The following is a 16,142-nucleotide window of genomic DNA, read 5'->3' on the forward strand; positions in this document are numbered from 1 at the left end:
GTCGAACGGGTGTTCGAAGTCGTTGTCCACCGGATGTCGGACCCGGTTGACATCATCGAACACATGTTCGAATATGAGGGCATGCAGACGGCGGCGGCACTCCTGTCGCCCGGGCCCGAGGGGGCGACCGGGCCCGACGGTCCCGCTCGCCCCGGGGGCCGCTCCGGGGCGTCCCGACCGACCCGGCGCGTCGACCACCTGGGGGACGCCCGGGCGGCGCTCGAACGCATCACGTCGCTGCGCTCCCGAGTGTCCGAGATGGAAGCACCCCGCGTCGACGTCCAGGGGCTCCCCACCGCCGACGCCCTGCGGTCGCTGCTGCCCGGTGGCGCGATCCGGGTCGGTGGCTCCTACGCCGTGCAGGAGTCCGTGCTGCTCGCGATGACCATGCTGCAGGCGGCCTCGGCCGAGGGAGCATGGTGCGCCGTGGTCGGTGTGCCGTCCTTCGGGGTCGAGGCGGCGGCGGCGATGGGCATCGACCTCGAACGACTCGTGCTCGTGCCCGATCCGGGCGACCAGTGGCTCACGGTGACCGCAGCCCTCGCCGACGTGGCGCAGATCGTCCTGACGCGACCGCTCGGCCGGGTCGTGCCCGGCGACGTCTCGCGGCTGTCCGCGCGGCTGCGGCAGCGCGGTGGAGCGCTCGTCGCCCTCGGCACCTGGCCGGGCGCCGACGTCACGCTGCGGGTGAGCGGCTCGGTGTGGACCGGCATCGGCGACGGCCACGGGTACCTGGCGGAGCGGCGTGCCACGGTGACGGCGTCCGGCCGTGCGGGAGCAGGTCGACCCGTCAGCGCCGACCTGCTGCTCCCGGCGGCGGACGGTGCGGTGCGACCCGCCGCGCCCCTGGTCGCCCGGGCCGGTGGGACGGACACGGGCGCTCCGGGCGGCGTCGGCATCGCGGCCGCCGACGGTGCCGGGGACTCCCGGGTGCTCCGCCCGGTCGCGGTGGCGTCGTGAGCCCGCGGGGACGGGCCCGTGCCGCCTCGCCGCGCGGCACGACCAGGGGGACCGCCGGCGCCGGGGTGCCGGGGCCGGGGGCCGTGCGTGCCGATGCCCTGGCCCGTGGCGGCGCCCTGCCGGAACCACCGCCTGCGCGCACGATCGTGCTCTGGTGCCCGGACTGGCCGGTGATCGCCGCCGCCCGGGCCGCGGGGTCGCCGCCCGAGCACCCGTTCGCCCTGGTGGCGAAGGGGGTGGTGTTCGCCAGCTCGGCCAGTGCCCGGCAGCAGGGGGTGGTGCGGGGCCTCCGCGTGCGCGAGGCCCAGGCGCGCTGCCCGGAACTCGTGGTCGAGCCCTACGACGACGCACTCGACCACCGCGCGTTCGAACCCGTCATCCGTGCGATCGAGGAAGCGGTCCCCGGGGTCGAGGTCCTGCGACCGGGGACGATCGCCCTGCGCTCCCGGGGGCCTGCGCGCTACTACGGCGGCGAGCGGGCGGCCGCGGCGACGCTGGCCGGGATCGCCGCCGACCACGGTGCGCCCGGTGTGCGTGCCGGGGTGGCGGACACCCCGTTCGCGGCGGAACAGGCAGCGCGGTCGCGTCCCGTGCGCCCGGGGGAGCGGGTGCGCATCGTGCCGGTCGGCGGTTCGGCCCTGTTCCTGGCGGACCTGCCGCTCGGCGTGCTCGGCGACCCGGACCTGGCGATGGTGCTCGGGAGGCTCGGCATCGCCACGCTCGGCGACTTCGCCGCGCTCGGCGACGAGCAGGTGCGCGACCGGTTCGGTGTCGCCGGGGCGTTCCTGCACCGGCTGGCGGGCGGTCGCGACCCGCGCGAGGTCGCAGCGCGGGCGGTCCCGCCGGAGCTCCGGGTCGAGGCGTCCTTCGAACCACCGCTCGACCGCGCCGACCAGGTGGCGTTCGCCTTCCGCCGTTCGGCCGACGACTTCGCCGCACGGCTGCGCGCGGCCGGACTCGTCGCGACCACGATCCGGGTGGGCATCGTCGACGAGCGCGACCTCCTGCTCGAACGGACCTGGGTGCACCCGCGCTGGTTCGACGCCGCCGACGTCGTCGACCGCGTGCGCTGGCAGCTCGCCGGCGGCGTGGACCCCTCCGGGCTCGAGGCGCCCGTGGTCCAGGTGGTGCTCGAGCCGGTCGCGGTCGACGACGCGTCGAACCACGAGCGTGGGCTCTGGGGGACCGGACCCGACGAACGGGTGCACCACGCCCTCGCCCGGGTGCAGGGGCTCGTCGGGCACGAGGGCGTGGTCACCCCGCGGATCGGCGGGGGCCGCACGCTGGCCGAGCGCGTCGTGCTCGTGCCGTGGGGCGACGCCCCGGTCGGCGGCGAGCGGGCGTTGGCGACCGTCCGCGACCGGCCGTGGCCCGGCAGGCTCCCGGGGCCGCCACCCGCGACCGTGCTCGAGCGACCCCGTCCGGTGGACGTCGTCGCTGCGGGGGGTGACACCGTCGACGTCGACGGCCGCGGCGCACTGACCGCGGTGCCGGAGCGGTTCCGGGCCGAGGGCGAGCGGGGCGGCCGGTTCGCGTCCGTGACCGCGTGGGCGGGGCCGTGGCCGCTCGTCGTGCGCTGGTGGGAGGCCGGCGGGCGGCGACTGCACCGGCTGCAGGTCGTCGACGACGACGGCCGGGCCTGGTACCTGGTGCTCGCCGACCACCGGTGGTGGGCCGAGGCGGTCGCGACGTGAAGGAGACCTGATGGGCTACAGCAACCCACCGATCCCGTGGTCGCAGTTCGAACGCGCCCTGTCGGACAAGCGGCCGGACAGTGCGCACGCCGGCGACGGCGGGGACAGCCCGGCCTGGTCGCGGAAGCGGTCCCGGTACGTCCCGCCGACCCCCGCCGCCGACGACGACGCCCCGGTCGTGCCGTACGCCGAGCTGCACGCGCACTCGACCTTCAGCTTCCTCGACGGCGCCAGCGGTCCGGAGCACCTGGTCGAGGAAGCTGCACGCCTGCACCTGCACGGCCTGGCGCTGACGGACCACGACGGGTTCTACGGGGCTGCCCGGATGGCGGAGGTGGCCGAGGCGTACCCGACCGTGACGACCGTGTACGGCACCGAGCTGTCCCTCGGGCTGACCGAACCGCAGAACGGCGTCCCCGACCCGGAGGGCACACACCTGCTGCTGCTCGCCGACGGGCAGGACGGCTACCACCGGCTCGCCGCGGCCGTCACGCGGGCGAACCTGGCAGCCGGGGCCGAGAAGGGGCGGCCGCAGTACGACCTCGACGAGCTCGCGGCGCAGGCCGACGGGCACTGGCGGGTCCTCACGGGCTGCCGGAAGGGCACCGTCCGCCAGGCCCTCGAGCGCGGGGGCGAGTCGGCGGCGGACGAGGCCCTGCGTGCGCTGCTCGACCGGTTCGGCACGGCCGGGGTGGTCGTCGAGCTGACCGACCACGGGGAACCGCTCGACACCGCCAGGAACGACGTCCTCGCGACGCTCGCGGCACGGCACGGACTCCCCGTCGTGGCGACCGGGAACGTGCACTACGCGACCCCCGACCGCTTCCCCGTGGCGACCGCGCTGGCGGCCGTGCGGGCACGGCGGAGCCTCGACGAGATCGACGGCTGGTTGCCGGCGGCCCCGACCGCCCACCTGCGGTCCGGTGCCGAGATGGCCGCGCGCTTCGCGCGCTGGCCGGGCGCCGTCGAGACGAGCGTCGACCTGGCCGACGAGCTCGGGTTCCGGCTCCGGACCGCCAAGCCCGGGCTGCCCGACGTCGAGGTCCCCGAGGGGCACACGACGATGTCGTGGCTGCGCGAGCTCACCTGGCAGGGCGCCCGTCGGTTCTACCCGGGCAGCGCCGACGGTGTCGACCCGCAGAAGCGCGAGCGCATCGAGCGGGAGCTGTCCGTCATCGCGGACAAGGACTTCCCGGGGTACTTCCTGATCGTGCGGGACATGGTGCAGTACGCCCGGCAGCGGGGCATCCTGTGCCAGGGGCGCGGCTCGGCGGCGAACTCGGCCGTCTGCTACCTGCTCGAGATCACCGCGGTCGACTCCATCCGGTACGGACTGCCGTTCGAGCGGTTCCTGTCGGCGATGCGCGACGAGGAGCCCGACATCGACGTCGACTTCGACTCGGACCGGCGCGAGGAGGTGATCCAGTACGTCTACGAGAAGTACGGACGGTTCAACGCGGCGCAGGTCGCGAACGTCATCACCTACCGGCCGAAGGGCGCCGTGCGGGACATGGCGAAGGCGCTCGGGCACAGCCCCGGGCAGCAGGACGCCTGGTCGAAGCAGGTCGAGCGGTGGGGGTCGGTCACCGAGAGCCAGGACCACGACATCCCGGACACCGTGGTCGACATGGCCCAGCAGGTGCTCGGGTTCCCACGGCACCTCGGCATCCACTCCGGGGGCATGGTGCTCACCGACCGGCCCGTCGGTGAGGTCGTGCCCATCGAGCACGCCCGCATGGACGGCCGGACCGTGCTGCAGTGGGACAAGGACGACTGCGCCTTCATGGGGCTCGTGAAGTTCGACATGCTCGGGCTCGGGATGCTCGCGGCGCTGCAGTACTCGTTCGACCTGGCCGACGAACACTGCGGGGAGCGCTGGGACATGCACTCGATCCCGAAGGAGGAGCAGGGCGTCTACGACCAGCTCTGCCGCGCGGACACGATCGGGGTGTTCCAGGTGGAGTCCCGCGCACAGATGGGCACCCTCCCGCGGCTGCTGCCCCGGCGGTTCTACGACCTGGTGATCGAGGTCGCGCTCGTGCGTCCCGGTCCGATCCAGGGCGGTGCCGTGCACCCGTACATCCGTCGTCGGACGGGCGAGGAACCGATCACGTACATCCACCCGTCGCTCGAACCCGTGCTCGAGCGGACGCTCGGGGTCCCGCTCTTCCAGGAGCAGCTCATGCAGATGGCCATCGCCGTCGGCGGGTGCTCCGGGGACGACGCCGACCTGCTCCGCCGGGCGATGGGCTCGAAGCGTGGCCTCGAGAAGATCGAGCGGCTGCGCGAGAAGCTCTACGCGGGGATGGCGGCGAACGACATCCACGGCGAGGACGCCGACACGATCTACGCCAAGATCCAGGCGTTCGCGAACTTCGGGTTCGCGGAGAGCCACTCGATCAGCTTCGCGCTCATCGTCTACGCCAGCGCCTGGATGCGGCTGCACTACCCGGGGGCGTTCCTGGCGGCGTTGCTCCGGGCACAGCCGATGGGGTTCTACTCACCGCAGACCCTGGTCGCCGACGCCCGGCGGCACGGGGTGCGGGTGCTGCGGCCGGACATCCTGCGCTCGGCGGTCGACGCGACGCTGGAGCCCCTGCCCGACGCCGAGAGCGGTGCGACCGGGGCCGACGCCTGCCTGGCCGGGGAGCAGCCGCCCGTGCTGCCGTTCGACGGCTCGCTGCCCGACGACACCGCGGAGCACCGACGCGACGGGGCCTTCGCCGTCCGCCTGGGCCTGGCCGAGGTCGCCTCGCTCGGCCGGCGGAGCGCCGAGGCGATCGTCGCGGAGCGGGCGGCGCACGGGCCCTTCACGGACATGTCCGACCTGGCCCGTCGTGTCCGGCTGACGACCGCGCAGCTCGAGGCCCTGGCCGCAGCGGACGCCTTCGCCGGGCTCGGGATCGACCGGCGCAGCGGCATGTGGTCGGCGGCGCAGGCGGCTGCGGAACGACCCGACCAGCTGCCCGACACCCAGGTCACCGTGCAGCCGCCGCTGTTCGGGCAGATGACGAGCGGGGACGTCCTGATCGCGGACATGTGGTCGACGGGCATGTCGACCGACGACCACCCGGTCCACCACGTCCGCCCGCGACTGCGCGCCCGCGGGGTGCTCAGCGTGCAGGACACCGCGACGGCGGAGACCGGACGACGGGTCGAGGTGGGCGGCATCGTGACGCACCGGCAACGCCCGGCGACGGCGTCGGGCATCACGTTCCTGAACGTCGAGGACGAGACCGGGCTGGTGAACGTCATCTGCAGCGTCGGCGTGTGGGGACGGTACCGGCGGGTGGCACGGGAGTCGCCGGCCGTGGTGGTGCGGGGGATCCTCGAGCGGTCGCCGGACGGCGTGGTGAACCTGGTGGCGGACCGGATCGAGCACCTGCCGCTGGCGGTGCGGACCCGGTCGCGGGACTTCCAATGACCGTCAGGACGCGGTCTGCTCGCGCACCACGGGGATGCGCACGGTGACCTCGAGGCCACCGGACCGGACGTTGCGGAGGGCAGCCGTTCCTCCCGACCGTTCCGCGATCGCGCGCACGATCGCGAGCCCGAGGCCCGAGCCGCCCGGCACCGGCACCCCGCCCGTCGCCGGGTCCGGGTCGCGGCGCGACGTCCGGGCCTCGTCCGGCCGGGTGAATCGGTCGAACGCGACGGGGATGAACGACTCCGGGACACCGGGTCCGTCGTCGGTCACCTGCAGGACACCCTCGTCGCCCTCGACCCGCCACGACACGAAGACGCCACCACCACGGGGGAGTGCGGCGACCGCGTTGCTCGCCGTGTTGGTGACGAGCTGCGCCATGCCACCGGTGTCGAGGCGGAAGCGTGGTTCCGCCGCTCCGACCGGGTCCGGGGTCCGTTCGAGGTCGAAGTCCACCGTGATGTCCTTCGCCGAGGCGATGAGGCGCACCCGGTCGACGGCGGCCATGACCTCGTCGCCCAGGTCGCTCCAGGCGGTGGTCGGCTGCGCGCCGTCCTGCTCGCGTTCCTCCGCGTCCTCGATGCGCGACAGCGTGAGCAGGTCGTTCGCGAGCCGCGAGAGCCGGGCGACGCTCCGCTTGGCGCGGTCGATGTGCGCCGCGAGCGCCGCAGCGTCGTCGCCGTCGAGCGACGCCAGGTCGAGCTGGGTGGTGAGGATCGCGAGGGGCGTGCGCAGCTCGTGGCTGGCGTCGGAGACCATCTGACGCTCGCGTTCGGTCACCTGGCGGGTGCGTGCGAGGAAGGCGTTCAGCGTGGTGGCGAGCGAGGCCAGTTCGTCCTGCGCCGGACCGACCGGCAGCTCGGCGCGCTCGGGGGCGACGGAGAGCCGTTCGGCCTCGCGGCGCATCCGGTTCACCGGGCGGAGCGCCGCGGTGGCGAGCGCCCACGACGCGATGCCGAAGGCGATGAGGATCGCGAGGCCGGTGAGCGACAGCGTGGTGGTGAGGTCGTCGACCACGATCGCCTCGGCCTGCGAGTTGCGTGCGGCGACGACGGTCCAGCGTCCGGCGGCGTTGACCGGGTGCTCGATGACGACGCGGTACTCGGACCCGGAGACGGTGATGAGCGACGTGCCCGACTCGGTCGACGTCAGGCTGCCGAGCGCCCGCTCGACCCGGGGCGGCATGGTCGACAGCCGGATCTGGCCCGACGGGGCCACGACGGCGACGAGCTGGGCGTTGCCCGGTGCGGACAGGTCCGGGTCGCTGTCGACCTCCAGCGTCGCCACGTACGGGTCGACGTCGGCGTCGAGCAGGGTGCGGGTGGCGCTCGCGACGACGCTGACGACCTGGAAGCGCATGACGAGCACGAGCAGCAGGATCACGACCGCCGCGATCGCCGTCGAGCCGATCGTGATGCGGGCGCGGAGCGAGAGCACCCGGAGCGGCCGGGGCAGGCCGCGTCCGCCGCGGACCGTCCCGGTCGTGGGTGCCGACCCGGTCACGCCCCGAGCAGGTCGAGCCGGTAGCCGCGGCCCCGGACCGTCGCGATGGCGACCGTCGCCTCGTGCGAGGTCAGCTTCTTGCGGAGGTACGAGATGTACTGCTCGACGACGTTCGGGTCCACGTGCTGCGAGCCGTCCCAGACCTCCTCGAGGATCTTCGGGCGGTCGACGACGGTCCCGACCGACCGGGCGAGCAGCCGGAGCAGGGCGAACTCGGTCGGGCTGACGGCGACGCGCTGCCCCTTGATCGACACCCGTCGGGCCTCGGAGTCGATGGCGACGTCGCCGACCTCGATGACCCGCTGCCCGGCAGCCGACTCGCGGCGACCGAGCGCGCGGAGGCGGGCGGTCAGCTCGGCGAACGCGAAGGGCTTCGTGAGGTAGTCGTCCGCACCCGCGTCGAGTCCGAAGACCCGGTCGTCGACGGCGTCACGTGCGGTGACGAGCAGGATGCGCACGGGGTCCTCCCGCTCGCGGATCCGGCGGGCGAGCTCGAAGCCGGACATGCCCGGCATCATGACGTCGACGACCGCGAGGTCGAAGGCCTGCTCGCCGAGGGCGATGAGCGCCTCGACACCGTTCTCGACCGCCGTGACGCGGTACCCCTCTGCCGCGAGCCCACGCTCCATGAGCGCGCGCATCTCGTCGTCGTCCTCGACCACCAACAGGCGCATGATCGACCTCCTCGGCCCCCATCGTGGCAGGGAACGGCGGTCCGTGGGCGGTTCCGGGTGGGAAGAGGCTGAATCTCGTCACAGTGACCCCGCCACGCCACCCGGACGAGGGCAGAACGGTCCGTCCCGCAGAGGGGGGTATCGGCCTCGCGAGCAGCGCGTTGCTAGGCTCCGCAGCGGACACGGCGTACCCGACGCAGTGTCCCGAGGGGGCACCATGCAGGATCAGGAGAACCGTCCGTACCGTCCGGACGACAGCGTCCACCCGGCCATCGTCCGGTTGCACGCGGAGCTCGAGGCGGCACGGCACGGCATCGACGTGCTCGGCGAGCTGGAGGACGCCCGCCGCGAGCGGGTCGTCGCGGAGCTGCTGAGCGCGGTGCCGGACGTCGCGAGCCGTGCGGCGTACGAGGCCGGCGCCGATCGCGCGGTCGCGACCATCCAGGGCTTCGAGGGGGTCCGCTCCGACGAGCACGAGTCGGGGACGGCGCTGTGGGACCGACTCGTCCTCACGGCCGTCGAGGCAGCGGCCGCGGTGGAGCCGACCGAGGTCGAACGGACTGCCGTCGAGTCGACTGCCGTCGAACCGGCCGCCGCGTCCGAGCCGGCAGCAGTGGGCGGGGGATCGCCCACGCTCGCTCCCGCCGCGGACGCCGCACACCCGGCGGCGTCCGGTCACGCCGCACACCGCGCCACGGCCTGACGCCGCGCGCCGCGCGGACCTCAGTCGTCCTCGCCGAGCAGCTCCTCCCGCACCCGTCGGATGTCCTCGAGCAGGGCGCCGATGAGCACCCAGTGCCGCGAGTTCGGCCGGACGACCTCGAGCGGCGCCGTCAGCGCGGGCTCCGCGGCCGTCGTGTCGTCGGCGGCGGTGCCCGTGAAGCCGTCGCGCTCCGCGTGGTGCAGCCGCGTCGCCTCGACCCGTGCGCTCAGTGCTCGGACGTCCGCCCCGATGCGGGCGACCTCGGTCGCGATGCTCCCCACCACCGGGTCCGACCGGAGGTCCGGCGCCGTGTTGTCGCGGATCGCCCGGGTCATCCCGGTGACCCGTGTGACCAGGACGCGCAGGTGCTCCGCGACCGTCGTGTCCCGCTGCAGGATCGTTCGGTGTCGGCCACCACGGGGGTTCATCGTCAGCGACTCGCCCGCCGCGGTGAGCGAGGCCTCGGCGCGGGCGTGCTGCTGCCGGAGGGCCCGCGCCTGGCGCAGGGCCTCGTCCCACCGCTCGGCGTCCCAGCCCTCGGTGAGGCCGATCGCGATCCGTTCGAACGCGGCGGCGGTGTCCCGGGCCAGTCGGGCGACCGCGAGGTGCGCCGGTTCGAGGAGCACGGGCGGCACGATCACGGCGTTCACCGCGAGTGCGACGACGGCGCCGACGACGGTCTCGAGGACCCGGTCGGCCGAGTAGTTCGGCGTGACGACCCCCGCGGTGAGCACGAGCATGCCGCTGATGCCCACCTGGGTTGCCGACGTCGGGGTCAGACGGAGTGCCCAGCTCAGCAGGATCGCCAGCACGATGACGACGAGCACGACCCAGACGCCGTCACCGAAGACCAGGTGGAAGGCGGTCGCCAGCACGACGCCGAGCACCACGCCGGCGCTGCGCTCGAGGCCCTTCACGAACGACTGGTTGATGCTCGGCTGCACGACGAGCAGCGCGGCGATCGCGGCGAAGGTCGGGAACGGCCCGTCGATGAGCGCACGGCAGAGCAGGACCGCCGCGACCACCGCGACCGCGGTCTTCACGACCTGCAGGAACGGTGTGCGGCTGGAACTGCGGAGGCGCGCGACCGGGTTCACGACGACCACGGTAGCCACCAGCCGCACGCCGAGCCGTGCACGATGGCGACGAAACCGCCGCGGCACGGTTGACTGGTCACGTGTGGCCCAACCACGAGCGCATCATCCCGCAGGCCTTCGCCGGCTCCGGGACCTCCGTGGTCGCCGCGCGCGCCCACTCGGTCGAGCCGTCGGGCAACGGCTACCTGTACGGCTACGAGGTCGACACCGTCGACCGGGCCGGTCAGCGCGCCACCGTCCTGACCTACGTCGACACGGGTGGCGCCCACGACCAGAACAGCGCCGTCGTCACCGACCCCGCCACGGGCGAGCCGGTCTCGGTCTGGGCCTACCCGAACGACCCGGGCCTCCCGGTGCTGCCGCAGGTGACGTACCGCGACGCCGTCGCCGAGCTCCTCGCCGGCCTCGGCCTGCCGGTCACCGCCCCGACGCTGTCGGTCGCCGCCTACCGCCCGGGCAAGCGCGCGGTCGTGCGCGTGGACGCCCCGGAGCGCGTGCTGTTCCTGAAGATCGTCCGCCCGCACCGCGTCGCGCCGATCGTCGAGACCCACGAGCAGTTCGTCGCCGCCGGGCTGCCGGTCCCGCGGGTGCTGTCGAGCCGGGGCGACGGCCTGCTCGTGCTCGAGCGCATCCGCGGGGTGCCCGCGGGCAGCCGCATCACCGAGATCGCCGACGACCCGCGGTTCGTCGCCTCCCTCGCCGCCCTGACCGGCCGGATCGCGACGGTGCCGATGACGCAGCAGGCCCGCGCGGACGCGATGGACCACGCCGACTGGCACCGGCGCACGCTCGTCGCCGCCCTGCCGCAGGACGCGGCCGAGATCGACGAGCTCTACGACGGCATCGGACGGCGGTCCATCGGTTGGGGGGCCGCCCCCAAGCAGGTGGTGCACGGCGACCTGCACCTCGAGCAGGTCTTCGTCGACGAGGACGAGCCGTGGCGCATCTCCGGCCTGCTCGACATCGACACGGCGGGCTGGGGGTTCCCGGTCCGCGACGTGGGTGCGGTCGTCGCGCACCTGGTCGTCACCGGCCTGTGGCACCGGTCCCGTGGGGACGCCGAGCGCGGGGCAGCGGCGGAGCGGCTCGCCGACGCGGTCGCCCGCGACTGGGTCGCCCGGAACCCGGCCGAGGCCGACCGCATCGGTCCGGCGATCGGCGCGCAGCTCCTCGCGCACGCCGGTGGGCAGGCGACGACCGGGTCCGAGAACGGCATCCGGACGGCGCAGCAGCTGCTGGCGGCGACGCGTGCGGCGCTCGCCGAGGCGGCGCCGACGGTGCCGTCGGCCGGCACCCTCCGTCCGCGGTCGGCACCGCAGGTCTGACCCGGCCGTCGGACGGTCGCCGGCCGCGCGGTGGTGGTGGGCAGCGCCTCCCGGCCGTCGTGGCGTCCCGTCCACCGCGCGGCCGGACGGGAGGCGCGACGCGCGCGGGTCCCGTCGAGTCGCCTCCGTCGGGGGTGCGGGAGTAAACTGAGCCCAGCACGCACCGTGTCGTCGCGTGCCGCGTCGTTTCCGGACGTGGCAGTCGGTCACTTGACCGACGTGGGGACCGGATCCGTGGGCGTCCGACGGGCACCACGTGCGTGCGACGGCGCCGGGTCCCGGCGCGGATCGTCGTGTCGAGCACCCGAGGGGTGCCGGCCGCACGGACCGCGGGAGTCCACCGGACGTCCCACGGCGGGACCGGCGCACGAGCGGGCCAGGGTGGCCCGCGGACCGGGGTCGTGCCAGACGCCGGTCGAGGACTTCCCGCCACGACGGCGGCTCGCCCGTGGAGAACGGGCGGAACAGGAGGAGCGTTGGCTCGATCAGGCACCCGGCGAGCAGCCGGCGGGACGCGGACCGCGTCGCGCCGTACCCGCCCGCTGGACAACGACGGCGTCATCCCGGTGCTCGCCCGCGCGGTGCGCGAGGTGGAGGCGGCGGCGCAGCGCGGACCGCTGAAGGCGTCCAACCGGTCGAAGTTCCAGGCGGTCGCGCTGCTGATGCGCGAGGAGCGCGCACGGGTCAAGGCCGACCCGGAGCTCACCGACGCGCAGCGCGCCGAGCAGCTCAAGCGTCTCGACGGTGTCGCCACGATCCTGGCGAAGACCGCCGCGCGGGACACCAGCGTGATCCAGCTGCTGACCGAGGAGGCCTCGGTGAGCGAGGCGACCCGCACGGTCAAGCGCGACATGATGATCGCCGGCGGCATGGAGCTGCAGCCCGAGGACCTCGTCATCGCGGCCGAGCCGTCCCCGGTGGTCGACGCCCCGGTGCGCTCGGTCGTGCCGCAGGCGGTCGTGCAGCGCCAGCTGGCCAACCCCTTCTTGGCGCCCGACTTCGCCCTCGCCGACCAGCCCGTCGCCCACCCGCGTCGCCTGGCGAACTGGGAGCTGTTCGGTCCGCTGTTCAAGTCGTTCGAGTACGGCGCCGGCGGTGGCGCGGCGTCGATGCCGTTGCCGGAGCCGACCTCGCTGCACTCGCGGTCCGGCACCACGCTGATGAAGCACCAGGCCGAGCTCGTCGCCGCCGCGGCGCAGGGACACCGCACGTTCCTGCTCGCGGACGAGCCCGGCCTCGGCAAGACCGCGCAGTCGCTGCTCGCCGCCGACGCCGCGAACGCCTTCCCGCTGCTCGTGGTCGTGCCCAACGTCGTGAAGACCAACTGGGCACGCGAGGCCGAGCGCTGGGTGCCGAACCGCACCGCCACCGTCATCCACGGCGACGGGGACGACCTGGACGGCTTCGCCGACATCGTCATCGTGAACTACGAGATCCTCGACCGGCACGCCGGCTGGCTCGGGGCCTTCGGCTTCAAGGGCATGGTCGTCGACGAGGCCCACTTCATCAAGAACAAGGAGTCGCAGCGCTCCCGGTTCGTGCTGCAGCTCGCCGAGCAGATCCGTGCGCGGGTGTCGTCGCCGCTGTTCCTGGCGCTGACCGGTACCCCGCTGATCAACTCGGTCGAGGACTTCCGCACCATCTGGGAGTTCCTCGGCTGGATCGACGACAAGAAGCCCCGCGCGACGCTCATGAACGAGCTCGAGGACATCGGGCTCACCCCGGCGGACCCCGGCTTCTTCGTCGAGGCCCGCAAGGCCGTCATCGACCAGGGCATCGTCCGCCGCCGCAAGGTCGACGTCGCCGCCGACATCCCCGCGCGACGGATCGCCGACATCCCGGTCGAGCTCGACGGCGACGAGGGCCGCTCCATCCGCGACGCCGAGCGCGAGCTCACCGCGAAGCTGGTCCGTCGGTACCACCAGGCGCTCGATGCCCGCACCGGGCAGGACCCGGTCGTCGGCATCGACCACAAGCTCGTCCGCCAGGTCGCGCGGTGGGAGCTCGAGGACCAGGACGCCTCCTCGACCGGCGAGAACGTGTTCTCGATGGTGCGGCGGATCGGTCGTGCCAAGGCGCAGCTCGCGGCGGACTACGCGGCGCAGCTCGCCTCGAACGTCGGCAAGGTCGTCTTCTTCGCCAAGCACCTCGACGTGATGGACCAGGCCGAGGAGGTCTTCGCCCGTCGGCACCTCAAGACCGCCACCGTCCGCGGCGACCAGACGCCCGCACAGCGCACGGCCGAGATCGATGCGTTCGTGAACGACCCCGACGTCGCCGTCATCGTGTGCTCGCTCACCGCCGCCGGCGTCGGCCTGAACCTGCAGGTGTCGTCGAACGTCGTGCTCGCCGAACTGTCGTGGACCTCGGCGGAGCAGACGCAGGCGATCGACCGCGTGCACCGCATCGGACAGGAAGAGCCCGTCACCGCGTGGCGGATCATCGCGGCGCAGACGATCGACACCAAGATCGCCGAGCTCATCGACTCGAAGGCGTCCCTGGCCGCCCGCGCGCTCGACGGGTCGGACGAGGAGATCGCCGACTCGGGCGACATCCAGCTCGACGCGATGGTGGCGCTGCTGACGGAGGCGCTCGGGGGCTGAGCGCCGGGTGCGCTCGGTCGCTCGCGGAGTCGGCGACGGCGGCCGCCGCCCGGTGCCGGCTCCGGCGCCGGCCGCCGGCTCCGGCGCCCGGCGCCGGATCCGGTCGCGTTGCGGCACGACGTGCTTCCGCACAACGAGAAGCGGCTCGAACCACGCAAACGCGTGGTTCGAGCCGCTTCTCGTTGTGCAGCGCGCCGGCGGCGCCTCGCGTCAGACGCGCGACTGCACCTCGGCCAGGGACGGGTTCGTCGCGGTGCTGCCGTCCGGGAAGACCAGCGTCGGCACGGTCTGGTTGCCGCCGTTGACCTCGGCGACGAGCTCCGCGGTGCCGGGGGTCTGCTCGATGTCGACCTCGCGGAACGGCACGCCTGCCTTCGACATCTGGTTCTTCAGCCGGGCGCAGTAGCCGCACCAGCTCGTCGTGAACATCGTGACGCCGCCGGCCTCGGGCACGAACGCGTCGCGGGTGACTGTCTCGCTCATGTGCCCAGGCTAACCCCGCCGGTTCGGGGAACCCCGGTGACCCCTGGTAGACAGGACCGCGTGACGGACACCCACCTCGAGATCGAGCGTACGTACGACATGCCCGAGGGCGACGACCTGCCGGACCTCATCGGCGTCGGCAGCATCGCCCGGACGGAGCGCCAGGAGCCGTTCGGCCTCGACGCCACCTACTGGGACACCGAGCGGTACGACCTCGTCGCCTCGCGGGTGACCGTCCGCCGACGGACGGGTGGCCCGGACGCGGGATGGCACATCAAGCGCGCCGCGTCGGACACCGTCCGGCACGAGCAGCACTTCGCCCTGACGGACGATCCCGACACCGTGCCCGACGAGGTCCTGGCCGCGCTGTTCGCCGAGCGCCGGGGCCGCGGCCTGCGCCCCGTCGTCCGCATCACCACCACGCGGGCGGTCGTGCGGTTGCTCGACGAGGACGACGACCAGGTCGCCGAACTCGCCGACGACCGCGTGGTCGCCCAGCGCCTCGACGACCACGCGCCCGCGACCCCGCGCACCTGGCGTGAGGTCGAGGTCGAGGTCGCCGAGGGCGTCGACGAACAGGTGGCGCACGAGCTCTTCGCGGCACTCGACGGTCGCTTCGCCGACATCGACGCGCACCCCGCGGCGGTCACCTCGAAGCTCGCCCGCGGCCTGGAGGGCGCGCCCGCCGCCCGGCTCCGCACGGCGGAGAAGCCGGAGAAGCACACCGCGGCGCGGGCACTGACGAAGCGCCTGCGCAAGCTGCGATCGACCCTGCTCGCCCTCGAAGGACAGCTGCGCGCCGGGGCGGAGACGGACCTCCGTGAGACGGCGAGGACCTCCCTCGACATCGCCGCCGTGCTCGGCTCGTACCGTCCTGCGTTCCCGGCGACCCCGGCGACCGACCGAGCAGCCGAGGCCGCGGACGCCCTCGCCGCCGTGACGGCGCGCGCTGCGCTGGCCGACTACCTCGTGGAGCGTCTGCCCCACGCATCGACGCCGGCACAGGACCTGCTCGTCGACGCGATGACCCGGGAGCGGGTGCTCGCCGCCACCCGCGAGCGCCGTGCTGTCGCGGTCGGCGAGGTCACGGCCTTCCTGCACTCCGAGCGCTACCTCGAACTCCTCGACGCCCTCGACGACGCCGTCGAGCGTCCGGCGCCGACGGCGTGGGCGCTCCGGTCGCCGAAGCACGTCGCTCAGGACGTCTCGGCGGTCGAGAAGCCACGCGTCCGTGACCTGGTCCGGAACGCGGTCGGGGACGACGACGAGAGCGTCGGCCCTGTCGACCGTGAAGCCGCCGACCGTGCGGCGACCGAGACCGCCTGGCGCGCTGCGACCCGCGCCCGGGCGGCGATGGACGTGCTCGGGGACGACGCCTTCCCGCACGCGCTGTGGAAGCGCATCGGGGACGCCGCGGACGTGCTGACCGAGCGGGTGCGCTCCCTGCACGCCCTCGACGTGCTCCGGGTGCACTCCGGCATCGCCGAGCGTGGTGGTGAGGGGACGTTCGGGTACGGCGTGCTCGCGGGGGACCGCGTGCGGCTCGCCGAGGACTCGTACGACCAGGCCGTGCAGGCACTCAACCGCGTCTGACGCGGCTCGGCGCGCTGCGTCGCGCAGCATTCCGTGGGAGCGACAGGACTCCACCGAACTCCGGTGGAGTCCTGTTGCTCCCG

The 16,142-nt window shown here is 73.9% G+C and carries 11 protein-coding genes; 7 read left to right on the forward strand and 4 right to left on the reverse strand.

Going from position 1 to position 16,142, the window contains the following annotated elements:
- The first annotated feature begins 63 nt into the window (after positions 1–63).
- From NI26_RS05070 to NI26_RS05080, 3 genes are all read left to right on the forward strand, one after another.
- Entirely contained in the window at positions 64–960 is an 897-nt protein-coding gene (locus NI26_RS05070; RefSeq protein ID WP_144411256.1) for a hypothetical protein, read from the forward strand.
- Between the two features lie 83 nt (positions 961–1,043).
- Positions 1,044–2,654: a DNA polymerase Y family protein gene (locus tag NI26_RS05075; protein WP_235426605.1), complete on the forward strand. Its 1,611-nt coding sequence runs from the start codon at positions 1,044–1,046 to the stop codon at positions 2,652–2,654.
- Positions 2,655–2,664: 10 nt separating this feature from the next.
- A complete protein-coding gene (locus NI26_RS05080; protein WP_066653192.1) occupies positions 2,665–6,078 on the forward strand; it encodes an error-prone DNA polymerase in 3,414 nt (1,137 codons plus the stop codon).
- 3 nt (positions 6,079–6,081) lie between these two features.
- On the opposite strand, the gene NI26_RS05085 is transcribed toward NI26_RS05080, so the two are convergent.
- Positions 6,082–7,581: a sensor histidine kinase gene (locus tag NI26_RS05085; protein ID WP_066653193.1), complete on the reverse strand. Its 1,500-nt coding sequence runs from the start codon at positions 7,579–7,581 to the stop codon at positions 6,082–6,084.
- On the reverse strand, positions 7,578–8,255 hold the full coding sequence (locus tag NI26_RS05090; RefSeq protein WP_066653196.1) for a response regulator transcription factor: 678 nt from the start codon (positions 8,253–8,255) through the stop codon (positions 7,578–7,580). The genes NI26_RS05085 and NI26_RS05090 overlap by 4 nt, the downstream gene beginning before the upstream one ends.
- A 217-nt stretch (positions 8,256–8,472) precedes the next feature.
- Between NI26_RS05090 and NI26_RS05095 the strand changes: the two genes are divergently transcribed.
- Positions 8,473–8,958 carry a hypothetical protein gene (locus NI26_RS05095; protein ID WP_066653198.1) on the forward strand — a complete coding sequence of 162 codons (486 nt, stop codon included), beginning with the start codon at positions 8,473–8,475 and terminating at the stop codon, positions 8,956–8,958.
- A gap of 20 nt (positions 8,959–8,978) precedes the next feature.
- On the opposite strand, the gene NI26_RS05100 is transcribed toward NI26_RS05095, so the two are convergent.
- Positions 8,979–10,055, reverse strand: a complete 1,077-nt coding sequence (locus tag NI26_RS05100) for an FUSC family protein (protein ID WP_081985243.1) — start codon at positions 10,053–10,055, stop codon at positions 8,979–8,981.
- Between the two features lie 80 nt (positions 10,056–10,135).
- Between NI26_RS05100 and NI26_RS05105 the strand changes: the two genes are divergently transcribed.
- Positions 10,136–11,380, forward strand: a complete 1,245-nt coding sequence (locus NI26_RS05105) for a phosphotransferase enzyme family protein (RefSeq protein WP_066653203.1) — start codon at positions 10,136–10,138, stop codon at positions 11,378–11,380.
- 476 nt (positions 11,381–11,856) lie between these two features.
- Positions 11,857–13,983 (forward strand): DEAD/DEAH box helicase, encoded by a 2,127-nt coding sequence (locus tag NI26_RS05110; RefSeq protein ID WP_066653205.1) that lies wholly within the window; start codon positions 11,857–11,859, stop codon positions 13,981–13,983.
- Positions 13,984–14,193: 210 nt separating this feature from the next.
- Here the strand turns inward: NI26_RS05110 and NI26_RS05115 are convergent, their stop codons facing one another.
- Complete coding sequence (locus tag NI26_RS05115; protein WP_066653207.1) at positions 14,194–14,466, reverse strand: mycoredoxin; 273 nt, start codon at positions 14,464–14,466, stop codon at positions 14,194–14,196.
- 60 nt (positions 14,467–14,526) lie between these two features.
- Here NI26_RS05115 and NI26_RS05120 point away from each other — a divergent pair, with 60 nt between their 5' ends.
- Positions 14,527–16,059 (forward strand): CYTH domain-containing protein, encoded by a 1,533-nt coding sequence (locus NI26_RS05120; RefSeq protein WP_066653209.1) that lies wholly within the window; start codon positions 14,527–14,529, stop codon positions 16,057–16,059.
- The last annotated feature ends 83 nt before the right edge of the window (positions 16,060–16,142 follow it).

The sequence above is a fragment of the Curtobacterium sp. MR_MD2014 genome, from assembly GCF_000772085.1.
Lineage (GTDB): Bacteria > Actinomycetota > Actinomycetes > Actinomycetales > Microbacteriaceae > Curtobacterium.

What these genes read in the sequence shown, in the direction of transcription:
- NI26_RS05070 (WP_144411256.1), top strand. Translation starts at nt 64, where the DNA reads ATGTTCGAATATGAGGGCATGCAGACGGCGGCGGCACTCCTGTCGCCC.
- NI26_RS05080 (WP_066653192.1), top strand. Translation starts at nt 2,665, where the DNA reads ATGGGCTACAGCAACCCACCGATCCCGTGGTCGCAGTTCGAACGCGCC.
- NI26_RS05090 (WP_066653196.1), bottom strand. Translation starts at nt 8,255, where the DNA reads ATGCGCCTGTTGGTGGTCGAGGACGACGACGAGATGCGCGCGCTCATG.
- NI26_RS05095 (WP_066653198.1), top strand. Translation starts at nt 8,473, where the DNA reads ATGCAGGATCAGGAGAACCGTCCGTACCGTCCGGACGACAGCGTCCAC.
- NI26_RS05115 (WP_066653207.1), bottom strand. Translation starts at nt 14,466, where the DNA reads ATGAGCGAGACAGTCACCCGCGACGCGTTCGTGCCCGAGGCCGGCGGC.